This is a genomic window from Paenibacillus sp. JJ1722 (genome assembly GCF_048282685.1).
GTDB classification, from domain to species: Bacteria; Bacillota; Bacilli; order Paenibacillales; family Paenibacillaceae; genus Paenibacillus; species Paenibacillus polymyxa_B.
Window position 1 is genome coordinate 1,784,035 of record NZ_CP182500.1, and the last position, 20,153, is coordinate 1,804,187.

21 protein-coding genes are annotated in these 20,153 nt (G+C 46.6%); 15 read left to right on the plus strand and 6 right to left on the minus strand.

The features are described 5' to 3' along the window. Window positions 1–137 precede the first annotated feature (137 nt). From ACM1ND_RS07930 to ACM1ND_RS07960, 7 genes are all read left to right on the plus strand, one after another. On the plus strand, window positions 138–833 hold the full coding sequence (locus tag ACM1ND_RS07930; RefSeq protein WP_068940130.1) for an AroM family protein: 696 nt from the start codon (window positions 138–140) through the stop codon (window positions 831–833). 26 nt (window positions 834–859) lie between these two features. Continuing rightward, a complete protein-coding gene (locus ACM1ND_RS07935; protein WP_028542944.1) occupies window positions 860–1,810 on the plus strand; it encodes an aminopeptidase in 951 nt (316 codons plus the stop codon). Between the two features lie 15 nt (window positions 1,811–1,825). Further along, window positions 1,826–2,452 (plus strand): aspartate/glutamate racemase family protein, encoded by a 627-nt coding sequence (locus ACM1ND_RS07940; protein WP_068940131.1) that lies wholly within the window; start codon window positions 1,826–1,828, stop codon window positions 2,450–2,452. Between the two features lie 258 nt (window positions 2,453–2,710). Continuing rightward, a complete protein-coding gene (locus tag ACM1ND_RS07945) occupies window positions 2,711–4,246 on the plus strand; it encodes a PucR family transcriptional regulator (protein ID WP_053325048.1) in 1,536 nt (511 codons plus the stop codon). A gap of 34 nt (window positions 4,247–4,280) precedes the next feature. Next, window positions 4,281–4,967: a response regulator transcription factor gene (locus ACM1ND_RS07950; RefSeq protein ID WP_025723943.1), complete on the plus strand. Its 687-nt coding sequence runs from the start codon at window positions 4,281–4,283 to the stop codon at window positions 4,965–4,967. Next, window positions 4,964–6,547, plus strand: a complete 1,584-nt coding sequence (locus ACM1ND_RS07955) for a sensor histidine kinase (RefSeq protein ID WP_264454003.1) — start codon at window positions 4,964–4,966, stop codon at window positions 6,545–6,547. The genes ACM1ND_RS07950 and ACM1ND_RS07955 overlap by 4 nt, the downstream gene beginning before the upstream one ends. A 122-nt stretch (window positions 6,548–6,669) precedes the next feature. Further along, entirely contained in the window at window positions 6,670–7,851 is a 1,182-nt protein-coding gene (locus ACM1ND_RS07960; protein WP_053325050.1) for a PD40 domain-containing protein, read from the plus strand. On the opposite strand, the gene ACM1ND_RS07965 is transcribed toward ACM1ND_RS07960, so the two are convergent. The 3 genes from ACM1ND_RS07965 to yhbH all read right to left on the minus strand — a co-directional run bounded on the left by ACM1ND_RS07965 (window position 7,838) and on the right by yhbH (window position 11,691). Beyond that, complete coding sequence (locus tag ACM1ND_RS07965) at window positions 7,838–8,869, minus strand: Rieske 2Fe-2S domain-containing protein (protein WP_418027472.1); 1,032 nt, start codon at window positions 8,867–8,869, stop codon at window positions 7,838–7,840. The genes ACM1ND_RS07960 and ACM1ND_RS07965 overlap by 14 nt on opposite strands. 216 nt (window positions 8,870–9,085) lie before the next feature. Continuing rightward, complete coding sequence (locus tag ACM1ND_RS07970) at window positions 9,086–10,528, minus strand: SpoVR family protein (protein WP_418027474.1); 1,443 nt, start codon at window positions 10,526–10,528, stop codon at window positions 9,086–9,088. Further along, the gene (gene yhbH / locus ACM1ND_RS07975; RefSeq protein ID WP_023987828.1) at window positions 10,525–11,691 is read right to left on the minus strand and encodes a sporulation protein YhbH; all 1,167 of its coding nucleotides are present in this window, start codon (window positions 11,689–11,691) and stop codon (window positions 10,525–10,527) included. The genes ACM1ND_RS07970 and yhbH overlap by 4 nt, the downstream gene beginning before the upstream one ends. A gap of 164 nt (window positions 11,692–11,855) precedes the next feature. Between yhbH and ACM1ND_RS07980 the strand changes: the two genes are divergently transcribed. From ACM1ND_RS07980 to ACM1ND_RS08005, 6 genes are all read left to right on the plus strand, one after another. Continuing rightward, entirely contained in the window at window positions 11,856–12,575 is a 720-nt protein-coding gene (locus ACM1ND_RS07980; protein WP_023987829.1) for a response regulator transcription factor, read from the plus strand. Continuing rightward, on the plus strand, window positions 12,572–13,642 hold the full coding sequence (locus ACM1ND_RS07985; RefSeq protein ID WP_418027476.1) for a sensor histidine kinase: 1,071 nt from the start codon (window positions 12,572–12,574) through the stop codon (window positions 13,640–13,642). Before ACM1ND_RS07980 ends, ACM1ND_RS07985 begins: the two co-directional genes overlap by 4 nt. 144 nt (window positions 13,643–13,786) lie before the next feature. Continuing rightward, window positions 13,787–14,710, plus strand: coding sequence for an ABC transporter ATP-binding protein (locus tag ACM1ND_RS07990; RefSeq protein WP_023987831.1), 924 nt, complete (start codon window positions 13,787–13,789; stop codon window positions 14,708–14,710). After that, window positions 14,707–15,414 carry an ABC transporter permease gene (locus tag ACM1ND_RS07995; RefSeq protein ID WP_418027478.1) on the plus strand — a complete coding sequence of 236 codons (708 nt, stop codon included), beginning with the start codon at window positions 14,707–14,709 and terminating at the stop codon, window positions 15,412–15,414. Before ACM1ND_RS07990 ends, ACM1ND_RS07995 begins: the two co-directional genes overlap by 4 nt. Before the next feature lie 14 nt (window positions 15,415–15,428). Next, window positions 15,429–16,163: an ABC transporter permease gene (locus ACM1ND_RS08000; RefSeq protein ID WP_013309463.1), complete on the plus strand. Its 735-nt coding sequence runs from the start codon at window positions 15,429–15,431 to the stop codon at window positions 16,161–16,163. A gap of 57 nt (window positions 16,164–16,220) precedes the next feature. Next, window positions 16,221–16,376: a hypothetical protein gene (locus ACM1ND_RS08005; RefSeq protein ID WP_155613660.1), complete on the plus strand. Its 156-nt coding sequence runs from the start codon at window positions 16,221–16,223 to the stop codon at window positions 16,374–16,376. Between the two features lie 44 nt (window positions 16,377–16,420). On the opposite strand, the gene ACM1ND_RS08010 is transcribed toward ACM1ND_RS08005, so the two are convergent. Beyond that, window positions 16,421–16,744 (minus strand): AzlD domain-containing protein, encoded by a 324-nt coding sequence (locus ACM1ND_RS08010; RefSeq protein WP_053325053.1) that lies wholly within the window; start codon window positions 16,742–16,744, stop codon window positions 16,421–16,423. Further along, the gene (locus tag ACM1ND_RS08015; protein ID WP_069080732.1) at window positions 16,741–17,466 is read right to left on the minus strand and encodes an AzlC family ABC transporter permease; all 726 of its coding nucleotides are present in this window, start codon (window positions 17,464–17,466) and stop codon (window positions 16,741–16,743) included. The genes ACM1ND_RS08010 and ACM1ND_RS08015 overlap by 4 nt, the downstream gene beginning before the upstream one ends. Before the next feature lie 154 nt (window positions 17,467–17,620). Here ACM1ND_RS08015 and ACM1ND_RS08020 point away from each other — a divergent pair, with 154 nt between their 5' ends. Then, the gene (locus ACM1ND_RS08020) at window positions 17,621–17,794 is read left to right on the plus strand and encodes a hypothetical protein (protein ID WP_160790889.1); all 174 of its coding nucleotides are present in this window, start codon (window positions 17,621–17,623) and stop codon (window positions 17,792–17,794) included. A gap of 73 nt (window positions 17,795–17,867) precedes the next feature. On the opposite strand, the gene ACM1ND_RS08025 is transcribed toward ACM1ND_RS08020, so the two are convergent. Further along, entirely contained in the window at window positions 17,868–19,106 is a 1,239-nt protein-coding gene (locus ACM1ND_RS08025) for an MFS transporter (RefSeq protein WP_075153979.1), read from the minus strand. Window positions 19,107–19,519: 413 nt separating this feature from the next. Between ACM1ND_RS08025 and ACM1ND_RS08030 the strand changes: the two genes are divergently transcribed. Next, window positions 19,520–20,068 (plus strand): helix-turn-helix domain-containing protein, encoded by a 549-nt coding sequence (locus ACM1ND_RS08030; RefSeq protein ID WP_023987843.1) that lies wholly within the window; start codon window positions 19,520–19,522, stop codon window positions 20,066–20,068. Window positions 20,069–20,153 lie beyond the last annotated feature (85 nt).

Below are 20,153 nucleotides of genomic sequence, written 5' to 3' on the forward strand. Positions count from 1 at the left end.
AACAAGCCTTTGTTTTGGTCAGGACGAACATTGTCTATGTGAGGAAAGTTGCAGTAACATAAGTTAAAACTATTCACCAGAACCGAAATAAGGGCAGACCGCGAGCTTGCCCTTTGTCGCCAGGAGCGTAAAATAAAATGAAGCGAAAGCAGGGATTCAAAATGCATAAGCTTGGGATGATTACGATTGGGCAAGCCCCCCGGTCAGATGTGACCCCTATCGTAGAAAGGGCATTGGAAGGACGGGCAGAGCTGGTACAGGCTGGTGCGCTAGATGGGCTCTCATTGGACTATATACAACAGCTTCTATCACCGTCACCGGGAGAATATGTATTAACCTCGCGCTTGACGACCGGGGAGTCGGTGGTCATTTCACGCGAAAAAATCCAGCCACTGCTCCAAGACAAAATCACACGTTTGGAGGAGCAAGGCATACGTACTATTTTGCTACTCTGTACCGGTGTGTTTCCTGGATTGCATACCCGAAGCGCTTTTCTAATTGAGCCAGATCATGTGCTTCCTCCTGTACTAAAGGCCATGTCCAGCGGAAGAAGGTTGGGTCTCATTGGACCGCTCGAAGAACAGAAGAACAACCTCAAGCTTAAATTCAGCCCTTATGGATTGAATCCAGAGTTTGCGGCAGCCTCGCCTTACAGTGGCAGTGAGGAAGAATTTCGCCGAGCAGCAGGACAGTTCAAGAATCAAGCCGATCTGATCGTACTGGATTGCATGGGCTATACGGAAACGCATAGAGAACTAGCGGCGCATTACTCAGGGGTTCCCGTTGTATTGTCCAATGCCTTGATTGGCAAACTGGTATCGGAAATGGTGTAAGGAGCTAAAAATTGGAGGTAAGAACTATGAGTCAACAACGTATTGAAATCAGTAAAAATGTATTGCAAAAATGTTTGGGACTTACCGCTGGAGAGACGCTTCTGGTCGTAACCGACGATGATAAAAAAGAATTGGGCGAGTCCATATATGAAGCTGGCAAGGCACTGGGGGCAGAAGCAGCTATTTTGACGATGAAGGTTCGTTCCAAATCGGGCGAGGAGCCTCCAGCCCCTGTTGCCGAAGCCATGCTTCGCTCCAACGTTGTTGTATGTGTCACCCGGTATTCGCTGACACATACAAGTGCCCGTAAGCAAGCCGCAGCTGCTGGAGCACGCCTGGCGACCATGCCTGGCATGACAGACGATATGTTCATGAATGGAGCAATTGCTGCTGATTATCCGAAGGTCAAGGCGCTGACCGAAGAGGTGACCGCATTGCTGACTGCTGCCAAGCAGGTACGGATTGAAAAGGATGGATATAGTCTGAACTTTACCATAGAAGGGCGCAACGGTGTTCCCAGCACAGGTATGTATTTGAATCCCGGCGAATCGGGGAACCTGCCTTCCGGTGAAGCGTATATTGCTCCGCTGGAAGGAACGGCACAGGGTCAGATTGTGGTGGACGGTTCTGTAGCGGGAATCGGTGCCTTAAAAGAGCCGCTGCTGCTGACGGTGCAAAATGGAAGATTAATCGCGGCAGAAGGGGAAGCCGGACAGTCCCTGTTGGATATGCTCGGCGAAGGCGATGGTAGAATGCTGGCCGAATTTGGTATTGGAACGAATGATAAAGCCCGCATTACAGGTGTTGTGTTAGAGGACGAGAAAGTATATGGCACGATTCATGTCGCTTTTGGCAGCAATAATACCTTTGGGGGAACTGTCGCTGCGGGTGTACATATTGACGGAGTCGTACAAAAACCGGATGTATATCTGGATGATCGTCTGATTATGAAGGCTGGTCAGTTGCTAGAGCGATAAAGGGAGGAAGTTATCATGCTTGGAATGATCAGAGTGCTTACCATGCAGGACAAAGCAGCTATCGACCTTCACGGCCGGGTTATTGAGCAGCACTACGGGCTGCCTGTCACCAGTGTATGTATCCCCGATCAGCCGAAAGGAATCTACGATGATATCACAGACCGGGAAGCGGTGCCTAAAATTGTGCTCGCGGCGCAACAACTCGTTGAACAAGGCTGTACGTCTATCGGTATTAGCTGCGCGGCTGATCCGGCGCTAGAGGAAACTCGTCAGGCTGTATCTGTACCTGTATACGGGGCGGGGTCCTGTGCGGCACTCTTGGCTCTGACATCGGCCAGCCGTGTAGGCGTGTTGACCATTTTGGAGGAGGCTCCGCCGCTGATTCGCCGCATTTTGGGCGATTCCTATATCGGTACAGAGCGTCCCATAGGTGTGCAGACGACACTGGACTTGAACACTCCACAAGGTAAAGAGGCAGCTATGGCAGCAGCGTTACGGCTTCAGGAGAAGGGGGCTGAGGTAATTGTACTTGCCTGTACAGGTTTTGTAACAATGAACTTTGCGCCAGAGCTGGAGCGTACACTAGGGATTCGGGCTATTGACCCGATTGTGGCGTTGGGTGCAGCTGTTTCGGTACGCTAGCAGCCACTTCGTGTGGGGTACAAGCAGGATAGTTCTTAAACTTCATTATAAATAGTTGAATATTAAAATAAACCGCCTTTTCCAGAAAAGGGCGGTTTATTTATGTTCCATTGAGCTCCTAAAGATAGGAATGGGCTGGTGTGGATAGATTTGACCAAGCGGTAAAAGGTTTTGTTTTGTACACTTTTTTGGTACACTATCCTGAAAATTAGATGAACTAAGGATTTTGCAAAATAAATAGCAGGGTGGTCTGTCTTTATGAAAATACCGGGTGTAACAGTTCAAGAGCTCATGGCAATACCCGTGTTGAAGGAGGCGAAGGTATTAAGCGGAGAACAAGGGCTAAGCCGGGTTGTCCGGTTTATTGACATTATGGAAGTCCCTGACCTGAAAGGCTGGGTCCGGGAAGGTGTATTGTTAATGACAACGGCTTATTCGATCCGTCATGAGCCTGAGGTATTGTGTCAAATTATTCAATTACTGCATCAGGGCGGGGCGGCGGCGCTTGTGATCAAGCCTACCCGCTTTCTCACGGAAATTCCCCATAGTGCGCTTGAAGAAAGCAATGCCTGTGGCCTTCCTGTGATTGAGATTCCAGCCGATATTCCCTATACGGATATTACGCAGCGTGTCATGGATATGGTGTTGAACCGACAGGCAGAGCTGCTGCGACGTTCGGAAGAAATCTATCGAACGTTAACGACGATGGTGCTGGAGAACAGTGGCATACAGGCTGTAAGCGATAATATAGCAGAGCTTTTTAAAGCTCCGGTTGCTTTGGTTGATAATGGTGGTCAAGCCATTGTCACTTCACCACAAGATTGGGATTGGGCGAAGGTACAAGATGCTCGTCATTTTCCAATTAGTGTGGATAAACGTACAGTCGCCAAGTTGGTCATTGCCCGCAATGAACTGGATGATATGGAGCAGGTTGGTATTGAGCAGGCACGGCTGGTGATGGCGTTAGAATTAATGCGTGAAAAGGCAGTAGAAGATACGGAAAGCCGACTACGGGGGAATTTTATAGATGAGCTCATGACACCTCCGTTGCCGGTGCGGCATGAGGTTGAGCGGAGAGGTCGTCAATTGGGATTCAACCCGGAATATAACTGGGAGGTGGCTGTACTGGAAAGTGCTACGGCTCCGCCAGAAGAGATTCTTTCTGGGTTATTGAGTATCGAATCGACCCGACGGCGTGTGGTGTCTCATATTGAGTTCCGTTCAAATCGTGCGATATTATTTCTGCCGACTCTTCAGCCGAATGATCATCAGAACGCACCTGGCTCTGATCAGGAAACGTCCTGGAGTGATACGCTGAAAAACTGGTCAACTGAAAAAGCCTGGGGTACCGCCGATTATTATTTAGGCATCGGAAGTGCCAAAAAGTTATGGGAGCTGCTGCAAAGCTACAATGAAGCACGTCGTGCCATTACTGTAGCCCAGCGGCTGTATCCTGATAAACGTGTATGCAAATACAGCGATATAGAGATGCACTATATGCTTGGAGAAGCGATGGACAAAGAGGAATTTTCAAATTTGTTTGAACGCAAGCTGGGGAGACTTCAGCAATATGATCGCTCACATGGCAGTGACTTACTCAAAACGTTATTTTATTATTTGGAAAACAGGGGCAGTCTGGTAGATACAGCCAATTATCTTTTTATACATCGTAACTCAGTAAAATACAGATTGGAACGGATACGCGACATGACGGATTTTGATCTTAACGATCCACGTGAGCAGTTTATATGTCATACATGTCTGATTCATTATTATTTGCGGGAACATAGGTAGCTGGAGCGTTTTTTTAATGCAGGGAGGGCAGGACATGGATAAAAAAATACTGATAGCGGACGATGAGGCGAGCATTCGGAATGCGCTGGCTTATGCGTTAAAGCGAGAGGGTTTTTTGGTGGAAACTGCTGTTGATGGGGAGGACGCCTTGGAAAAAGTGCGTTTGTTCCACCCGGATGTTCTCATACTGGATGTGATGATGCCCAAACTGGGTGGATATGAGGTGTGCCGCCGTTTGGAAAGTCGGAAGGGCATCGGTATTTTACTGCTGACGGCCAAAAACGATATTGTTGATAAGGTACTCGGGCTGGAGCTGGGTGCGGACGATTTTATGAGCAAACCGTTTGACCTAAGGGAGCTGCTCGCTCGTATTAAAGCATTGGTACGGAGACTGGAGCGAGAAGGAGCGCCTGCCCCGGAAGGAACAGAAATGGTACTCGGCCCATTACGGGTACGTCCGTCCAGCCGAACGGCTGAACTTGGAGCCATAGCGCTGGATCTGACCCCCAAGGAGTTTGATGTGCTGGCGCTGTTGGTGTCTCATGCCGGGAGGGTGTATACACGGGACGAGCTGCTAGAGCAGGTATGGAGCTTCGATTATGTGGGCGGAACGCGGACGGTGGATATTCATATCCAGCGCTTGCGCAAGAAGCTTGAGCCGCATCAGGCGATATTGCAGACCGTGTATGGTATCGGCTATAAGGCAGAGAAAATGACGTGAACGAACATCATTCACTCCATCAGCAAGGAAGCTTGCGGTCCACCGACCAACAGAAACGCAAACGCAAACCTACAGGCTTAAGCCTGCGTTGGAAATTTCCCCTGGTACTGGCGGCTTTGCTGCTGTTTACTGTCGGTGTGCTGAGCTGGCTCGTGCTTACTGGCATTCGCGCTAACCAGACAGACCAAATGGAACGCAGCTTAAAGCGCCAGGCCGAAATTGTAGAAATGCGTGTAAAACAGTCTTACCTGTTGGGAGTGCGCCAATCACCGGAAGGCTTCATGAAGAAGCAGGCGCCCCAACTCGCAGTGGAACTGGGCGTATCCAGCAATATGCGCGTTATTTTATATGATGGTCAGGGGCATGAGGTTGGCAATTCTCTACCGCTGGCTTTTAGAACAAATGTCAGCCAGGCCCTTTCCTATGCGCTCCAAGGCAAAATTGCGTATATTACGGAAGGTAGCGCAGTCACCTATTTGGCTCCGCTTCAAGGTCCGGACGGCTTGCTGGGAGTGGTACAGCTTCATAGCTCAACAGAAGCGCAGCAGCAGTTCTACCAGGCCATTGCCCACTTGTTTCTATGGACGGGAGGTGCGGTGCTGGTATTGAGCTTTATTTTGGGCTTAGGCTATGTCAGCCGCCAGACGACAGATATCGGACGACTGACTCGCGCTTCCGAACAGATATCGGCAGGGCATTATCCGGAAACCAGACTGCTGCGGCGGCAGGATGAGCTGGGAAGACTGGATGAAGGAATGCTCCTGATGAGTCATGTGATCCGGGAGAGCATTACCGCGCTGGAAAACGAAAAGCTTCGGCTGGAAGAAGCGGTTCAGCGTTTGAGAGAGCTGGAGCAGCAGCAAAAATCTTTTATTGGAAATATCAGCCATGAACTGAAGACTCCATTAACCTCTATTCAGGCCTATGCTGATTTACTGGACATGTATGGGGATGATCCTGAACTGGTGCGTGAAGCGAGAGAAAGTATCAGTAAGGAAACAAAACGGTTATACGAGCTTGTCGAGGACTCGCTGCGGCTATCTGTGCTGGATAAATATGATTTTGAATTGCATACGGAGGCTGTGAAACTGCATTCGTTGCTGGAAGATGCAGGGAGCCGTATTCGAGGAAAAGCGGCAGCGCGTAGGCTGAATTTTTCGATAGATACCGTTCCTGCCCAGGTGTGGGGAGACCCTAAGCATCTGATGCATATTGTACTGAATTTGCTGGATAATGCAGTGAAGTACAATCGGGACGGTGGATGGATTACGTTATCGAATCGAGTAGAACAGGACACCGTGATTGTGTGTATACGCAATTCCGGCCCATGGATTCCTAGGGAGCAATGGGACATGATTTTTGAGCCGTTTGCTACCTTAAGTCGTGATCGATCTCGTCAGGACAGCGGTACGGGACTCGGTCTTCCTCTGGCGCGCAGACTGGCGGAGCGCATGGGGGGAGAGTTGCAGCTTACAGCTTCAGATCATAGTGGGTTGGAAAATGACAACGGGCATACAAATGTAAGTGGGAATGAATTTTCGCTTAGACTCCCTCTCTTGGTTCACGATGGCTCCCTGTAAATGGCCAACTGTTAGCACAGGGCTAAAATGGTGTCTTGTTTACAACTTGGAAACAATCCGATGTATTCATGAGATGTTCGGGCATTAAACTGGGGGTATCGTTAACAAGGAGGCCGTTATACATGATAAAGAAAAACATAGGCAGCTATGGGCAAAAGAACGGCTCCTCTCATCGCGAAGATTCCCGTACAAGAGTTTTCAGACAGAAAGCCACGGGGGTGCTCATGACCGGCTTAATCGCCGGGGCATTGTTCAGCGGTTGCGGCATGAAGAGCGCAGGAGAGACAAATCCAGCATCCGGTATGAAACCGGGCCAACAGCTTACTGTGATTGACACGGATGCAGCCCAGCAGCAAGTAACGGACGAGCTGGTGGTATCGTCTATCGACAGGCTGGGGGATGTCTACGCGAGGTCTTGGCTGAGCGACGAAGAGCTGATTGTGGAGCGTAAAACCCAGCTGTGGATTCATAATGTAGAGACAGACAAGGAGCGGATTTTAACACCAGGTCGTAAGGCTCCACAGTTACTTGCTGTGGTATCACCGGATCAGCGCCATGTCTTTTTTACTGAAGGTAGCACCAGCAGCAAATATGATATTCAAGGCTACATTTTGGAACTAGGCAGTGGTAAGGTTACATCGATCGGCAAGCTGGATATGACTAACGAAGTGAGCTGGAGCGATGAGAATGATCTCATTACAGGCACACCGGATGGTAAAATCCAGCTGATTGGTCTGGACGGAAAAGCTAAAGAATTGAGTTTTCAAGATCCGAATCGCTCTGAATTGATGTCTCATGTCGAAAAAGTGGGTAACGCCATATTTTATACAGGCAGTGATAAACAAGGGTATCCGGTGCTGAATCGGTTCACCCTCAATCATCCTCAGGCTGTGACCATTGCAGAGGGTGCCATGTCCTTTGCCGTGTCGCCTGATGGTAAGTCAATTGCCATTGAAAAGCGGAAATGGAATACATCCGAACCAGCCCGTATGATCATTTTGGATGAACAGGGCAAAGAGAAAGGAATCGTCGGTCAAGGCACTTTAATGAGTCGTGGAAGCTGGTCCAGCGACGGGTCCAAGCTTGCTTATTCCATTTATGATGAGGATCAGCAAGGCATGAGAGGGCTGTATGTATTTGACCAGTCTACGGGTAAAACCACTCCGGTTACGACCGATATCCAATCCTATGACAGCCCAACGGTATGGAGCCCATCCGCCCGGTTTTTATCCATGTACCAGAACATCTCGGAAGGTGGAAAACAGCTCAATCAAAGCTACATCGTCGAATTTAAGAGGAAGTAGTTTCTGGACCCAGTCGTACACGAGGCTCATCGTTGACAAGGAAATCATACCAGCGGTTGCGAAACCGAACCTGAGGTCCATCAGCGGGGACGTGTGCCTCCATTCGCAGCGCTTCTGGGATTGGACGCGGATGCTGGCTTTCCACCACGGCCCGATCCTCTTCCAGCACCTTACCACTGTATCTGGAAAAAATGTGGCTCATGCCCGGTACAAATCTGGCAAAATTACGTCCAGCCAGTCCGTAGATGGCAGTTAACTCTTGCTCAATCGGAGTGAAGGTGACGAAATTAATAAACTTGCTGCGTCCTTCCTTGGCGGGAGTCAAAATCCATTGCTGTGGAAAGGTATATTGTAATAGACCTTTCCCGTTTTTCACTCGAATATGATTGTCATCCGCTTCAAACTCGATATGAATGTCGGTGGAGGATTTTTTACCGATTGTTTTGTTATGGACAATTGGCAAATGAGCGACATCCAGCACGCTTTCCACAACTCTCGTCAGATGTGCCTTCCACACGGAATCGTAGGGAGACAAAATGAGAGAGGGGTCCTCCAGCTCGGGAAAAATCTCCAGAGGAGGTGGGGATGTGGATGTCCCCATCTCTGAGTTTATCTCAGACTTTGAGCCAACGGCCTGAGGATATACCCACAGCAGGCCGGCTTTTTCAATCGCGGGATAGGCATAGGTATGAGCAAACTCAGGAATAGCCCGTCCCGGATGTGCCGGAATATCCACACACTGCCCGCTCTCATCGAAAGACCATGCATGATATGGGCATGTGATGTGCCCGTTTTGACAATAGCCGAGCGACAAATCAGCTCCTCGGTGCGGGCAATAAGCATGGATGGCATGTACCTGACGATGATCATCACGGTACAGGACAAAATCTTTGCCAAGCAGTCGCTTTTTAAGCGGTTTATTTTTTAGCTCCTTGGACCAGCCAACGGCGTACCAGGCAATCGGGAATACCTGCTGATCACTTTCACGAACTTCACGAAAGCTGGGATGGGTGTTCATCTATATCAACGCTCCTTGTTCTGCTTCTCAATTATGACCCGTGGGTCATTTATTATATTAGTATAATACACCCCTGATCCAAAACGAAACAGGTGTCCTGAAATTGGCAAGAAACGAAGGTCGCTTAAGGTTGTATGAAATAGTAAAAAAAAAGGCGCATATCCTTTTTAGGAATGCCCCTTTTTTAAATTAGGCTGGCTATTTGATTTTGTATGACTATACAAACTTACGATGATGTTTCTTACCGTCATATGAGAATAAGGCGAGCTTACCCTCAATCAATGTTTCCAAATGAACGGTGCGCCCCCACAGCTGATATACATACGGAAGTGTGCGCTCCATATATTTTAAATCCAGCTCAATGCCTTCGTACTGGTGCTTGAGCTTCAACTCGCCCGTATGCAGGTAATCTCCATCCTCGACGACGATATAAGGGGAGCCTCCATTCACACGTGAAAACACGAGCTGATCCCGTATGTTTTCCCAGGATTTATCGGTAATTTTCCAATCGGGTCCCCGTTTCTCAAACACGTACAGATCCAAATCCTCTGTCAGTTTCTTGGTCATGTAATTGCGTATAAAAGAGGTGTCTGAGTCGAACTCTCGTACCTCGAACATTTTAGCGCGTCCTTCGCCCGGTTTGCGTCCTTGTCGCTCTTGCTCCTCACGGGTTGGGTTATCCCATCGTTTTTCAATATCCTCAAATATTTTCAGTCCCAAATAGTACGGGTTCAGGCTTTGCATGGAAGGCTGTACGACAGAAGCGTTCAGCATCGCAAATTCAACGGTTTCCTCCCCGGTTAAATCCAGTTCCCTTACAATCCGCTGGTGCCAATAGGAGGCCCAGCCTTCATTCATGATTTTGGTCTCCATTTGGGGCCAGAAATACAGCATTTCGTCCCGTAGCATCGTCATAATATCCCGCTGCCAGTCCTCCAGCACCTCCGAGAATTCCTGAATAAACCAGACGATATCTTTTTCAGGTTCCGGTGGGAACTTGCGTACCTTGATGCCCTCGGTCTCGGTCGGATCATGCTGCTTCGCTGTTTCCAGTGACCATAGATCATCGTAAGGCCCAGGGGGACGCTGGCGTTTTCCGGGTTCTTTCTGCTCCCGAATTTTGAGCTCCATATAGCGCTGTTTATCCAGATGCCTTGGTTTGATAATCTGTGGATCCACATGCTCTTGTATCGCCAGTACAGAGTCAATGAAGGATTCTACAGCCTTTGACCCGTATTCCATTTCATAGCTGTTGATTCGATCTGCTGTGGCCGACATACTCTCTACCATATTGCGATTAGAAGCTGAGAAGCGAGCGTTGTGTTTGAAAAAATCACAGTGTGCCAGTACATGGGCGACAATCAGTTTATTTTGCACCAAAGAATTTCCTTCCAGCAGGAAGGCATAGCAGGGATTGGAGTTAATGACCAGCTCATAGATTTTGCTCAATCCAAAATCGTACTGCATTTTCATCTTGTGAAATGTTTTTCCAAAACTCCAGTGGCTGAAGCGCGTGGGCATACCATAGGCTCCGAACGTGTATACAATATCCGCCGGACAAATCTCATACCGCATCGGGTAGTAATCGAGCCCGAATCCATCGGCAATCTCCATAATTTCTGATATCGCATATTCTAGCTCCTTCTGGTCGGTACTCATCCCACCGATCCCCCTTCCCGTTTGCGAAAAAAGGTACGTAAGGCTTGGTATACCTCACCTTTTTCCTTGATGACATAGTACATAAACTGATCCTTTTTAATATTCTTGTAGGCTGACATCAGCGTGCTGCTGCGATTATATTGATTCACTTCTCCATAGCCGAACATATTGCTCCGCTTTATAAGTTCCTCGATTAGCTTCACACACCGCTCATTGTCCGAGGTCAGGTTATCGCCATCCGAGAAATGGAAGGGATAAATATTGTAGCTGGAAGGAGGATATCGTTTGTCGATAATCTCCAGTGCTTTCAAATAAGCGGAAGAGCAGATCGTGCCGCCACTTTCTCCGCGGGTAAAAAATTCTTCTTCCGTAACCTCTTTAGCCTCGGTATGATGCGCGAGAAAGACAATTTCCACCTTTTCATACTGACGGCGCAAAAAGCGGGTCATCCAGAAAAAGAAGCTGCGAGCGCAATATTTTTCAAAAGAGCCCATCGAGCCTGATGTGTCCATCATGGCTATAATCACCGCGTTGGATTGGGGAATGGTCTTCTCTTCCCATGTTTTGTAGCGAAGATCGTCCGGACTAATATGATGAATGCCCGGTTTCCCCTCACGGGCGTTGCGGCGCAGATTTTCGAGAATGGTTCGTTTCTTGTCAATGTTCGCTTGCATGCCTTTTTTACGTATATCATTAAATACGATAGATTCAACCTCAATTTGATCCTTGTCTTTTTGCTGTAAATTCGGCAATTCCATTTCCTCAAACAGCATATCTTCCAGTTCTTCTATGCTGACTTCCGTTTCCATAATATCGTGTCCCGGCTGGTCGCCGGCTTTCTCACCTTTACCTGGCTTCTGGGAAGCAGGATCACGTCCAATGACATCCCCCACCTGACTGTCGCCATCTCCTTGGCCTACATGCTTTTGCTTTTGATAGTTATAAATGAAGCGATATTCATCCAGACTGCGAATCGGCACTTTAATAATCTGTTGACCGTCCGACATAATAATATTTTCTTCCGTTATCAGATCGGGTAGATTTTGCTTAATGACATCTTTGACCTTCTGCTGATGACGTTGCTGGTCCTGGTACCCTTTGCGATGCAGCGACCAATCTTCGCGGGATACGACGAATGAATATGGCTGGCGTGGTTCCGGCATTATTAGGCACCCCCCAAGTGGATACACGGCACAGTTTGGCCTTGTTGGTTATTAAGTATATTCACGGGGATGAACGATATGTGATGGAACTCGATTTAAATTCTGCCCGTTTGCTTTTATAATGAAAGTAAAAAATGTAAAAAAAGAATGGAGAACCTTGGGTTATGGAAGAAATTGCAGTACTTATAGTAGACGATGAGCAGGGGTTGCGGGATATGCTGACAACGGTGTTAAAAAAAGAAGGATTCCTTCAAGTCAAGCATGCTGCAACGGGTCGGGAAGCGCTGCAAGTCGTGATGGAATCTCATGTGGATGTGATTGTACTTGATGTTATGCTGCCTGATAACGATGGGTTTGAGGTGTGTCGTCAAATGCGTCTATATACGGATGCCCCTATTCTTTTTTTGACGGCAAGAGATACAGACCTAGACAAATTAATGGGGTTTGGTATCGGAGGGGACGATTATATTACCAAACCGTTTAACCCGCTGGAAGTCGTTGCGCGTATGAAAGCTCGAATGAAATATCGGAAAGTTTCGACAGTGGCCATGAAACCGACCTTACGCACTTTAGATTTTGGATATTTTCGTCTGGAACTGGAATCCGGTGTATTGTATGTGGAGGACAAGCAGGTCGATTGTCCGGCACGTGAATGGCTACTGCTGGTATTTCTGTGCAAGCATCCTAACCGTATTTTCAGTGTACGGCAGCTTTATGAGGCGATATGGAGCGAGGCCTTCTTGGGTGATGAGAAGACCGTAGTGATTCATATCTCCCGTTTGCGGAAAAAAATAGAACCTGATCCCAAGCACCCGCAATTTTTAATCAATGTAAGAGGACTTGGTTATAAAATGATGTCAGTCAAGATGGAGGAGCAAGAATGAACTCTCTAGTTAAGATGTCCTTTCGTTTTATGAAAGTAACATTATGCTTTGTACTGGCCTATGTTCTATGTTTTGTTATTTGCACGATCTTATATATTTTTATAAAAAGTATATTTGGAGCATCTCAAAATATAAATATTGATCTATTCTGGACAGGACTTGGTATCGTGCAGAGTGTTGTGTTCATAGCTGCCTACGGATGGTATATAGGCAAACCTTTGGTGTATGTAATTAAATGGATTGGAAATATTGCGACAGGGGAATTCCAAGCGCCGCTAAGTGAACTGGAACTGCCAGAGGGCAAAAAAAATCAGAAAAATAGTTATAAACCTCCGTATCAATTGTATAAAGAAGTTTTTGAACAAATGAACATCTTATCGGCCCAATTGCGCAGCAATGAGGAAGAGAGAGTGGAAATAGAGAAACGAAAACAGCAGTGGGTAGCAGGTGTAAGCCATGATCTGAAAACACCATTATCTTATATTGAAGGATATGCGGTCATGCTGACTGCTCAAGAGTATGACTGGTCTGATGAAGAAAGAAGAAGCTTTAGTATGGGTATCAGTGAGAAAGTGACGGAAATGAAGCAGTTGATTCAGGATTTGAATGCTTCTATGCAGCTTAAGGAAGGTCCATTGCCAATCCAATTGGAGAAGGAGGACATTGTGGAGTTTCTCCGTAGTACAGTCATAGATATCGCTAACCATCCTTCAGCCGAGCAATACGAATTTTCTTTTACGTCAATGGACGCGGCATGTATTATGCCCTTCGATAGTAAATTATTAGGCAGAGCGCTGCAGAATTTTTTGATTAATGCTATCATTCATAATCCTCCAGGTACACACGTTTCCATGGAAGTAAGCAAAGCGAACGATAAGCTTCATATTTCTATCGAAGACGACGGAATAGGAATGAATTCCAATGAGTACATGCAGGTATCTCATTCCCAAGGGCATGGAATACCTATTGCCAAAAGCTTTATTGAGGCGCATAACGGAACGCTTCATATCCTTTCAGGCAGTAAAGCGGGTACTAGGATGGAGATTTCACTGCCGCTAAACATCTAACTTTTTAACATTTGATCTCACATTTTGCAGTTTGCTCGGTTTTTTTGCCTGTTGTTTAGGGACTGTTTACCTGATGTTTACTTTACTTCAGTAAACTGTATGTAACTTAAGCTTCAGCATTAGAAGTCGAGAGGAGATCAGGAAATGTCTGAATATGTAATACATACACAGCAGCTAACTAGGCGTTTTGGAAAACGGGAATTTGTAAAACGAATAAATCTCCAGGTACCCGGACAGCAGATTTATGGATTTTTAGGACCTAATGGAGCGGGTAAAACAACCACGATTCGTATGCTACTTGGGCTGATTAAATCCACATCCGGGGAAATTGAGATTTTCGGGAAAAAGCTGAAGGATCAGCGTATGGAAATATTGAAGGATATTGGTTCCTTGGTTGAATCACCTGCCTATTATGCCCATTTATCCGCATATCGAAATTTAGAAATCGTTACAACCATGCGTGGACTGCCGACCCGAAGAATTCATGAAGTGCTGGATTTAGTGAGATTAACCAAGGATGCGTATCGTCCGGTAAAGGGATATTCCTTGGGGATGCGACAAAGACTGGGGATTGCTATGGCGCTTATTGCCAACCCCAAATTATTGATACTTGATGAACCGACGAATGGTTTGGACCCGTCTGGTATTCAGGAAATTCGGGAGTTAATTATGAGCCTCCCTGGCGCTTACGGAATGACGGTACTGGTTTCGAGCCATTTATTAAGCGAAATTGAGCAGATTGCAACCTATGTAGGAATTATTAATCAGGGTGAAATGATCTTCCAGGGAACGATGAAGGAACTCACCGCCAAAAGCAAGCCTCAATTATTCATTGAAACCCCAGATCCTGTTCTGGCTGCCGGTGCACTGATTCAGCATGGGTGGACGGCCGGGGCTGAATCGATTGAACAAAATGAGGTCGTGACTCCTATTGTAGATCGGCAACAATCTTCGGAGATGATCAAGGTGCTTGTGGAACACAATCATCCCATTTATCGGGTCACAGAGAAGAAAAAAACATTGGAGGAGATATTCCTGGAACTGACAGGTAAGGAGCGAAGCTTATGATACTCCGGGTTATAAAGGCAGAGGGGCTTAAGCTGAAGAAAATATGCTGGTGGATTCCTCTTATACAGGGGTGTGTACTTACAGGCATGACTGCTGTGGAATGGTATCTTTACTTTCGGCAAGGACCGGGAGGTGTCTACGCTGGTTTTGCCGTTATGTTTATGTTCCTTTCGTTTGTGATGCTGCTTGGCGGTACACTTTTGGCGAGTATTATGGCCGGTACAGAGCATGATACTCAAACATGGAAGCAGCTTATGGCCATGCCTGTTCCCAGAAGTTATATCTATTTATCCAAAATCGTATGGATTGTGATTCTGCAGTTGGGTACCGCCTTGATCACTGTAGCAGGTATGAGCCTCATCTGGGTGTTATATACAAACGAACCCATTCCTTGGCGGTTCATGTTGTTACAGCCGATTAATGCAAGCTTGGCTACCCTACCAGTACTTGCAATTCAACTTTGGCTGTCTACGCTTTTCACTAATCAGGCATTCCCATTAGCGTTTGGTATATTCGGTTCAATTGCAAGCTTGTTTTTGGCACGCACAAGTATTCTGTGGATTAAAATATTGCCTTGGTCGTACCCTGCATTATCAAGTCCTCTGATGAAGGAACACATGATTTGGGTGATCGTTGCTTTAAGTGCAGGAGTCATCTTTACGGGACTTGGTACACTACAGTTTACCAAGCATGAATTCAAATAGAGAGGAAAAGATACATGGGCTCTATTTTACGCGTGGAGACAATAAAGCTTCAATGGATCATGGTTTGGATTCTCATTATATTGGATGCGATCATAAATTCTTTAATGGGAGTCCTGGAACTGAATGATTTGAAGCAGTTTTTTTCACCCAGTTGGTTAACTTTATATACTTATTCAGCGCAATTTCACTCTATGTTTTTTTATCCGCTCTATTGTGGAATTATTGCTTCTCTTTTGTGTGCGTACGAGCATCGGGATGGGGGATGGAAGATTTTATTAAGCAGCCCGTATCCTCGTCAGCAAATTTATTATGCAAAATATATATTGCTCATTCTCATACTGGGTCTGGATCAGCTTATATTTATAGTAGGCTATTTTGTAAGTGGAAATATAGCAGGTGCTCCAGGAGAAATCCCTTGGTCTGTCGTTCTTTCTACCGGTTTGGGAGGGTGGCTCGGGATTTTTCCCCTGGCAGCACTACAGCTTATGCTCTCGATAAAAATTCGGAATTTTGGAGCTTCTCTAGGAATGTCCATTTGTTGTGTGGTTCCTAATATTGTCATAACAGGCTTTCACTCTTCCATAGGTGCGTGGTTTCCTTTTACGATTCCTTATTATATTATGATGCCGCAAACAGCGACTTATGCACCCAGAGTTGAGCCTTACAGTCTCGGACTGATTGTCATTTTTACGTTTTTAGCCTATCTGTATGGTGGAAGAAAGATGTTTGTGAATAGGGACTGGTTGTAGTTAGGATAGCATGAGGATGTAATCCCAACCATTATTTTAATGGAGGAGGGCAAAATTGTGGAAGCAGGTAGCCATGAACACTTAATGGATATAGACGGAGTGTATGCAGAAATGTTTAGGCTGCAAGCCTCCTCGTATCTTTCACAACGAGAACGTGGTTTTGAGGAAGGAGATCTGTCGCCCTCGTTAGTAAGGACGACAGGTGGAGCCTAAGAAAGGACAGATGCCCTCCTATTGTAGGAGGGTAATTTTTTTCTTCACCACAAAAGTCGAATTACAGCCATACTCACAATACCGACAACGACGGTAGCCAGCAGGTTTTTGCTCCACAAGGCGGTCACTAGCGTAGGAAAGACAGCCATAAGCACTTGTCCATTAAGAGTGACTGAGGTTTCGGTTCGAACGAGCAGATTTTCCATCACGAGGGCCGTGAATATGCAGATGGGAATATAGGAAAGCCATTGTAGCACTGGCTTGGGTAGCGCCAGCCTTTGCAGCACGACAAAGGGAATGATCCTTGGAATCGCCGTGACAAGCATGGCACCGATTATGATATACAGGACATTGGGATTAATGTTCATTTGTCAGTTAACACTCCAATCGTTGCGGTGATCATGGTCGCTACAATGACGGCGATATGTGATGGTACCCACCAGGCCAAAAGGTACATCAGAACAGCCATACATAGCACAAGCAGCAGACGATGCTTGAGTTTGGAGGTCTGGACACTTTGGAGCTGGGAAATGAGCAGGGCAAGAAACATCGCTGGCAAGGCAAAGTCCAGACCAAAAGCCTCCGGCCGGGAAATCCAGTTCCCGAGAACCCCTCCCGCTACACAGGATGCAATCCAGGCGAGATAAGCTGTAATATTAAGCCCGTTCATCCAGCGGTCACTGACCTGCCCGCCTTTAGCCAATTTATCCGACGCTACTCCAAAGGATTCGTCCGTCAAAAGAACACCGATGCCTATGTTTTTCCACAATGAATATTTAGAAAAGTAAGGAGCCAGCGACGCACTTAACAGCAGATGACGAGCATTCACAATGAAAGTCGTTAAAATAATGACGGATGGAGGACTGGCTGCAGCCAGCATCGAGCACATGATAAACTGGGAGGCTCCTGCGTATACAAGCGCCGACATGAAGGCAATTTCCATGGTGCTAACCCCTGATGAAGCGCCCACAATGCCTGCCGCGAACCCAATACATACATAACCGAGCAATGTAGGAATACAATCTTTAACCCCTTGTAAAAAGCTGAGTGAATCGTGCTTCGTTCCGCTCAACTCCGAAGCTATGGACATTTTAACCTTACCCCCAGTGTATAAATTTTATAATAGTATATAACGTAAGTTGTAAAGTATCAATATATTATACGTTTGTATGTTATGTTGAATAGTTCCTGCAGGAGAATTGCTCTTAAAAAGCTGTTTTACTGTTGACAACCCAATGAAGGCTATGTACTTACCAAAAAGGTTCGGTCGTGTTCCGGTTCCAGACGATTTGGCAGCAGCCAGTCATCCAAAAGTGGTGTTCAAATGTGCTCCCGATGAGCTCTTCGAAATGGAAAATGAGCAAGAACTGATGATGAATCAAAGCAGCTCGGATGTGTTCATACAAGGGCTGTTTTGACTGAATGGGGAACTCGTAAAAAAAGGGCGTCCCAGTCAGTTCATGACTTATGGGACAACCCTAAGGTGGTGATTTATATAAGCTCCTGCCGCTTTTTCAGATATCCGTAGAGAATAATTCCCGAGATCGCGCAGATGGCTGCGCATAGACCGATAACTCCATATCCCGCCTGAAGTCCGCGCAGTATGCCAAGCTCAGTGGTTGCGCCGTAGACTATCTTGACCCCTTCGATTACCCAGCCGATCACATAGTTGCCAATGACACTACCTATGCCCATCAGCGTGACGACGAACGTAATAGCTGTATCACTGTCCTTCGGATATCTCCTTGCTATGAACGCCATCACGGTCGGATAGATCATTGCAATACCTGCACCCGATACGGCAAAGAGAAACGCCAGTCTCTCTCCACCCGCGATTGCTGCGAACGTACATATCGCTGAGAAGGCGGAGAATAGAATCGTCGAAAGCACGAACCCCATCCGGTCTGTGAGTGGACCAAGCAACAGGCGCCCCAACGAGAAGGTAAGAAAGAACGCTGAGAGCATGCTGGACGCCTTCACCGTGTTCCATGAATACGCTTTCTCTAAAAAGTTGACCAGCCAGCCCCCAACTGCGAGCTCAGAGACTACTCCAAACGACAGGATCATTACCATCATCCAGAGTGCTGGATCGCGGGTTAGCGTCTTGAGTGAGGTTCGATCCTCATGCTGCAAATCGTCTCCCGGGAAGGTGCTGAGCAGTGCGGCCACAATCGGCAGCAAGCAGAGCGACAACATAGCCAGATACATCCCCCGCCAGTCCAGCATATGTCCAAATACCGTCAGTGACATGACTCCCGTCGCCAGCAAAGGGGCGACTGTTGAGCTGAGCCCATAGAAAAAGTGGGACAAATTCATCATCGTGCCGGTATTTTTCACAAAAATCCTCGCCCCCAAAATTGCGAGCGCAATCTCCAGCATGCCGTTCCCGATATACATCAAGAAGTAGGACGAGGCGAAGAACGGATACGTGTGCGACAGATAGATGAACACTCCCGAGATGATCATGGAAGCAAAGGAAATGATGCTGACCGCCTTGATTCCCCACTTACGGACAAGGACAGCGGTGAACGAGCAGGCAATCAAATAACCAAGTGCGTTTAGAGACAACAATGTTCCGAGCTGCTGTTCATCCAGATTGAAGTCGAATTGGATGCGTGGAATGGCAGGGCCTTTAATATTTTCCGAGATGCCAAATACAATAAAGCCAATAAAAATTGTCGCCAGCTGCATCGTATACATGTGGCGGGACTTGCGGGTTTGCAGATTCAAATTTAGTCCCTCCTAGATAGCCAAACTTGATTTTCTCACCTGTTGGGTGTTCAGGGACGGAAAAGTCATAGGATAGCAGCCCTCCTTCAGGATATTACAATAGTTTTGAAAAAAGTTTTAATAAGTGAAAAGTTTAAGGACATTTATATTCAATGTCAAATGTTTTTATTGCATGTTGAAGTAAGCGAGGAACCTGACCATATTACAATTACAGTAAATTGTAGCATGTCTACTTCCCGTTTAAGCTTTGTATTACCTTGATCGGCTACACTTAATTTACTGTGGATAATAAGTCATGCATCCAAAATTGCAAAAGATAAATGATATTTTACGATACAGTCTATATATAGCGAACACACAGTCTTTTGTGTATTCTTCTTATATAGACTTTTGGATACAAGGAGGCAACGTCCGTGGATTCAATGCAGCATATTATTGGCTCTAATTTGGCTCAAATCAGGAAGACTAGAGGATTAAGTTTGGATAAGGTGGCTGAACTGACAGGGGTCAGCAAGGGGATGCTGGCTCAGATTGAGAAGGGGAAATCCAATCCTACGGTAACAACCCTTTGGAAAATTGCGAACGGTTTGCACGTATCCTTCTCCACCTTTCTTAAAGAAGACCCGCCGCAAATCACGAAGATTCGGAGGGAAGACCTGCATCCGGTTATTGATGAGGACGGTAATTATTTTGTTTACCCTGTATTCCCGTATCACGCTGAAAAGAAGTTTGAGGTGTTCACGGTAAGTCTGAAGCCAGGTTTTACACACCAGGCAGAGAAGCATTTGGGAGAGGAAACGATTCTCATGATCCGTGGGGAAATGTACTTTGAAATGCAGGGGCAACAGCTCAAGCTGAGTGCAGGGGATGCCGTGCAATTTCAAGTATCTGACATACATACCTACCGGAATGATTCGGATGAGGATGCCGATTTTTATGTATTGATTTATTATGCGGATTAGTGGGATGATTAGCATAGTCTAAAACAGGCTTCCACATCATGATTTTGCAAAATCATGAGATATAAAAAGAGAGCCACAAGGAAAA

Coding starts and splice junctions, on each gene's coding strand:
- ACM1ND_RS07930 (WP_068940130.1), top strand. CDS start 138: ATGAAGCGAAAGCAGGGATTCAAAATGCATAAGCTTGGGATGATTACG.
- ACM1ND_RS07935 (WP_028542944.1), top strand. CDS start 860: ATGAGTCAACAACGTATTGAAATCAGTAAAAATGTATTGCAAAAATGT.
- ACM1ND_RS07940 (WP_068940131.1), top strand. CDS start 1,826: ATGCTTGGAATGATCAGAGTGCTTACCATGCAGGACAAAGCAGCTATC.
- ACM1ND_RS07945 (WP_053325048.1), top strand. CDS start 2,711: ATGAAAATACCGGGTGTAACAGTTCAAGAGCTCATGGCAATACCCGTG.
- ACM1ND_RS07950 (WP_025723943.1), top strand. CDS start 4,281: ATGGATAAAAAAATACTGATAGCGGACGATGAGGCGAGCATTCGGAAT.
- ACM1ND_RS07960 (WP_053325050.1), top strand. CDS start 6,670: ATGATAAAGAAAAACATAGGCAGCTATGGGCAAAAGAACGGCTCCTCT.
- ACM1ND_RS07965 (WP_418027472.1), bottom strand. CDS start 8,869: ATGAACACCCATCCCAGCTTTCGTGAAGTTCGTGAAAGTGATCAGCAG.
- ACM1ND_RS07970 (WP_418027474.1), bottom strand. CDS start 10,528: ATGAGTACCGACCAGAAGGAGCTAGAATATGCGATATCAGAAATTATG.
- yhbH (WP_023987828.1), bottom strand. CDS start 11,691: ATGCCGGAACCACGCCAGCCATATTCATTCGTCGTATCCCGCGAAGAT.
- ACM1ND_RS07980 (WP_023987829.1), top strand. CDS start 11,856: ATGGAAGAAATTGCAGTACTTATAGTAGACGATGAGCAGGGGTTGCGG.
- ACM1ND_RS07985 (WP_418027476.1), top strand. CDS start 12,572: ATGAACTCTCTAGTTAAGATGTCCTTTCGTTTTATGAAAGTAACATTA.
- ACM1ND_RS07990 (WP_023987831.1), top strand. CDS start 13,787: ATGTCTGAATATGTAATACATACACAGCAGCTAACTAGGCGTTTTGGA.
- ACM1ND_RS07995 (WP_418027478.1), top strand. CDS start 14,707: ATGATACTCCGGGTTATAAAGGCAGAGGGGCTTAAGCTGAAGAAAATA.
- ACM1ND_RS08000 (WP_013309463.1), top strand. CDS start 15,429: ATGGGCTCTATTTTACGCGTGGAGACAATAAAGCTTCAATGGATCATG.
- ACM1ND_RS08010 (WP_053325053.1), bottom strand. CDS start 16,744: ATGAACATTAATCCCAATGTCCTGTATATCATAATCGGTGCCATGCTT.
- ACM1ND_RS08015 (WP_069080732.1), bottom strand. CDS start 17,466: ATGTCCATAGCTTCGGAGTTGAGCGGAACGAAGCACGATTCACTCAGC.
- ACM1ND_RS08020 (WP_160790889.1), top strand. CDS start 17,621: ATGTACTTACCAAAAAGGTTCGGTCGTGTTCCGGTTCCAGACGATTTG.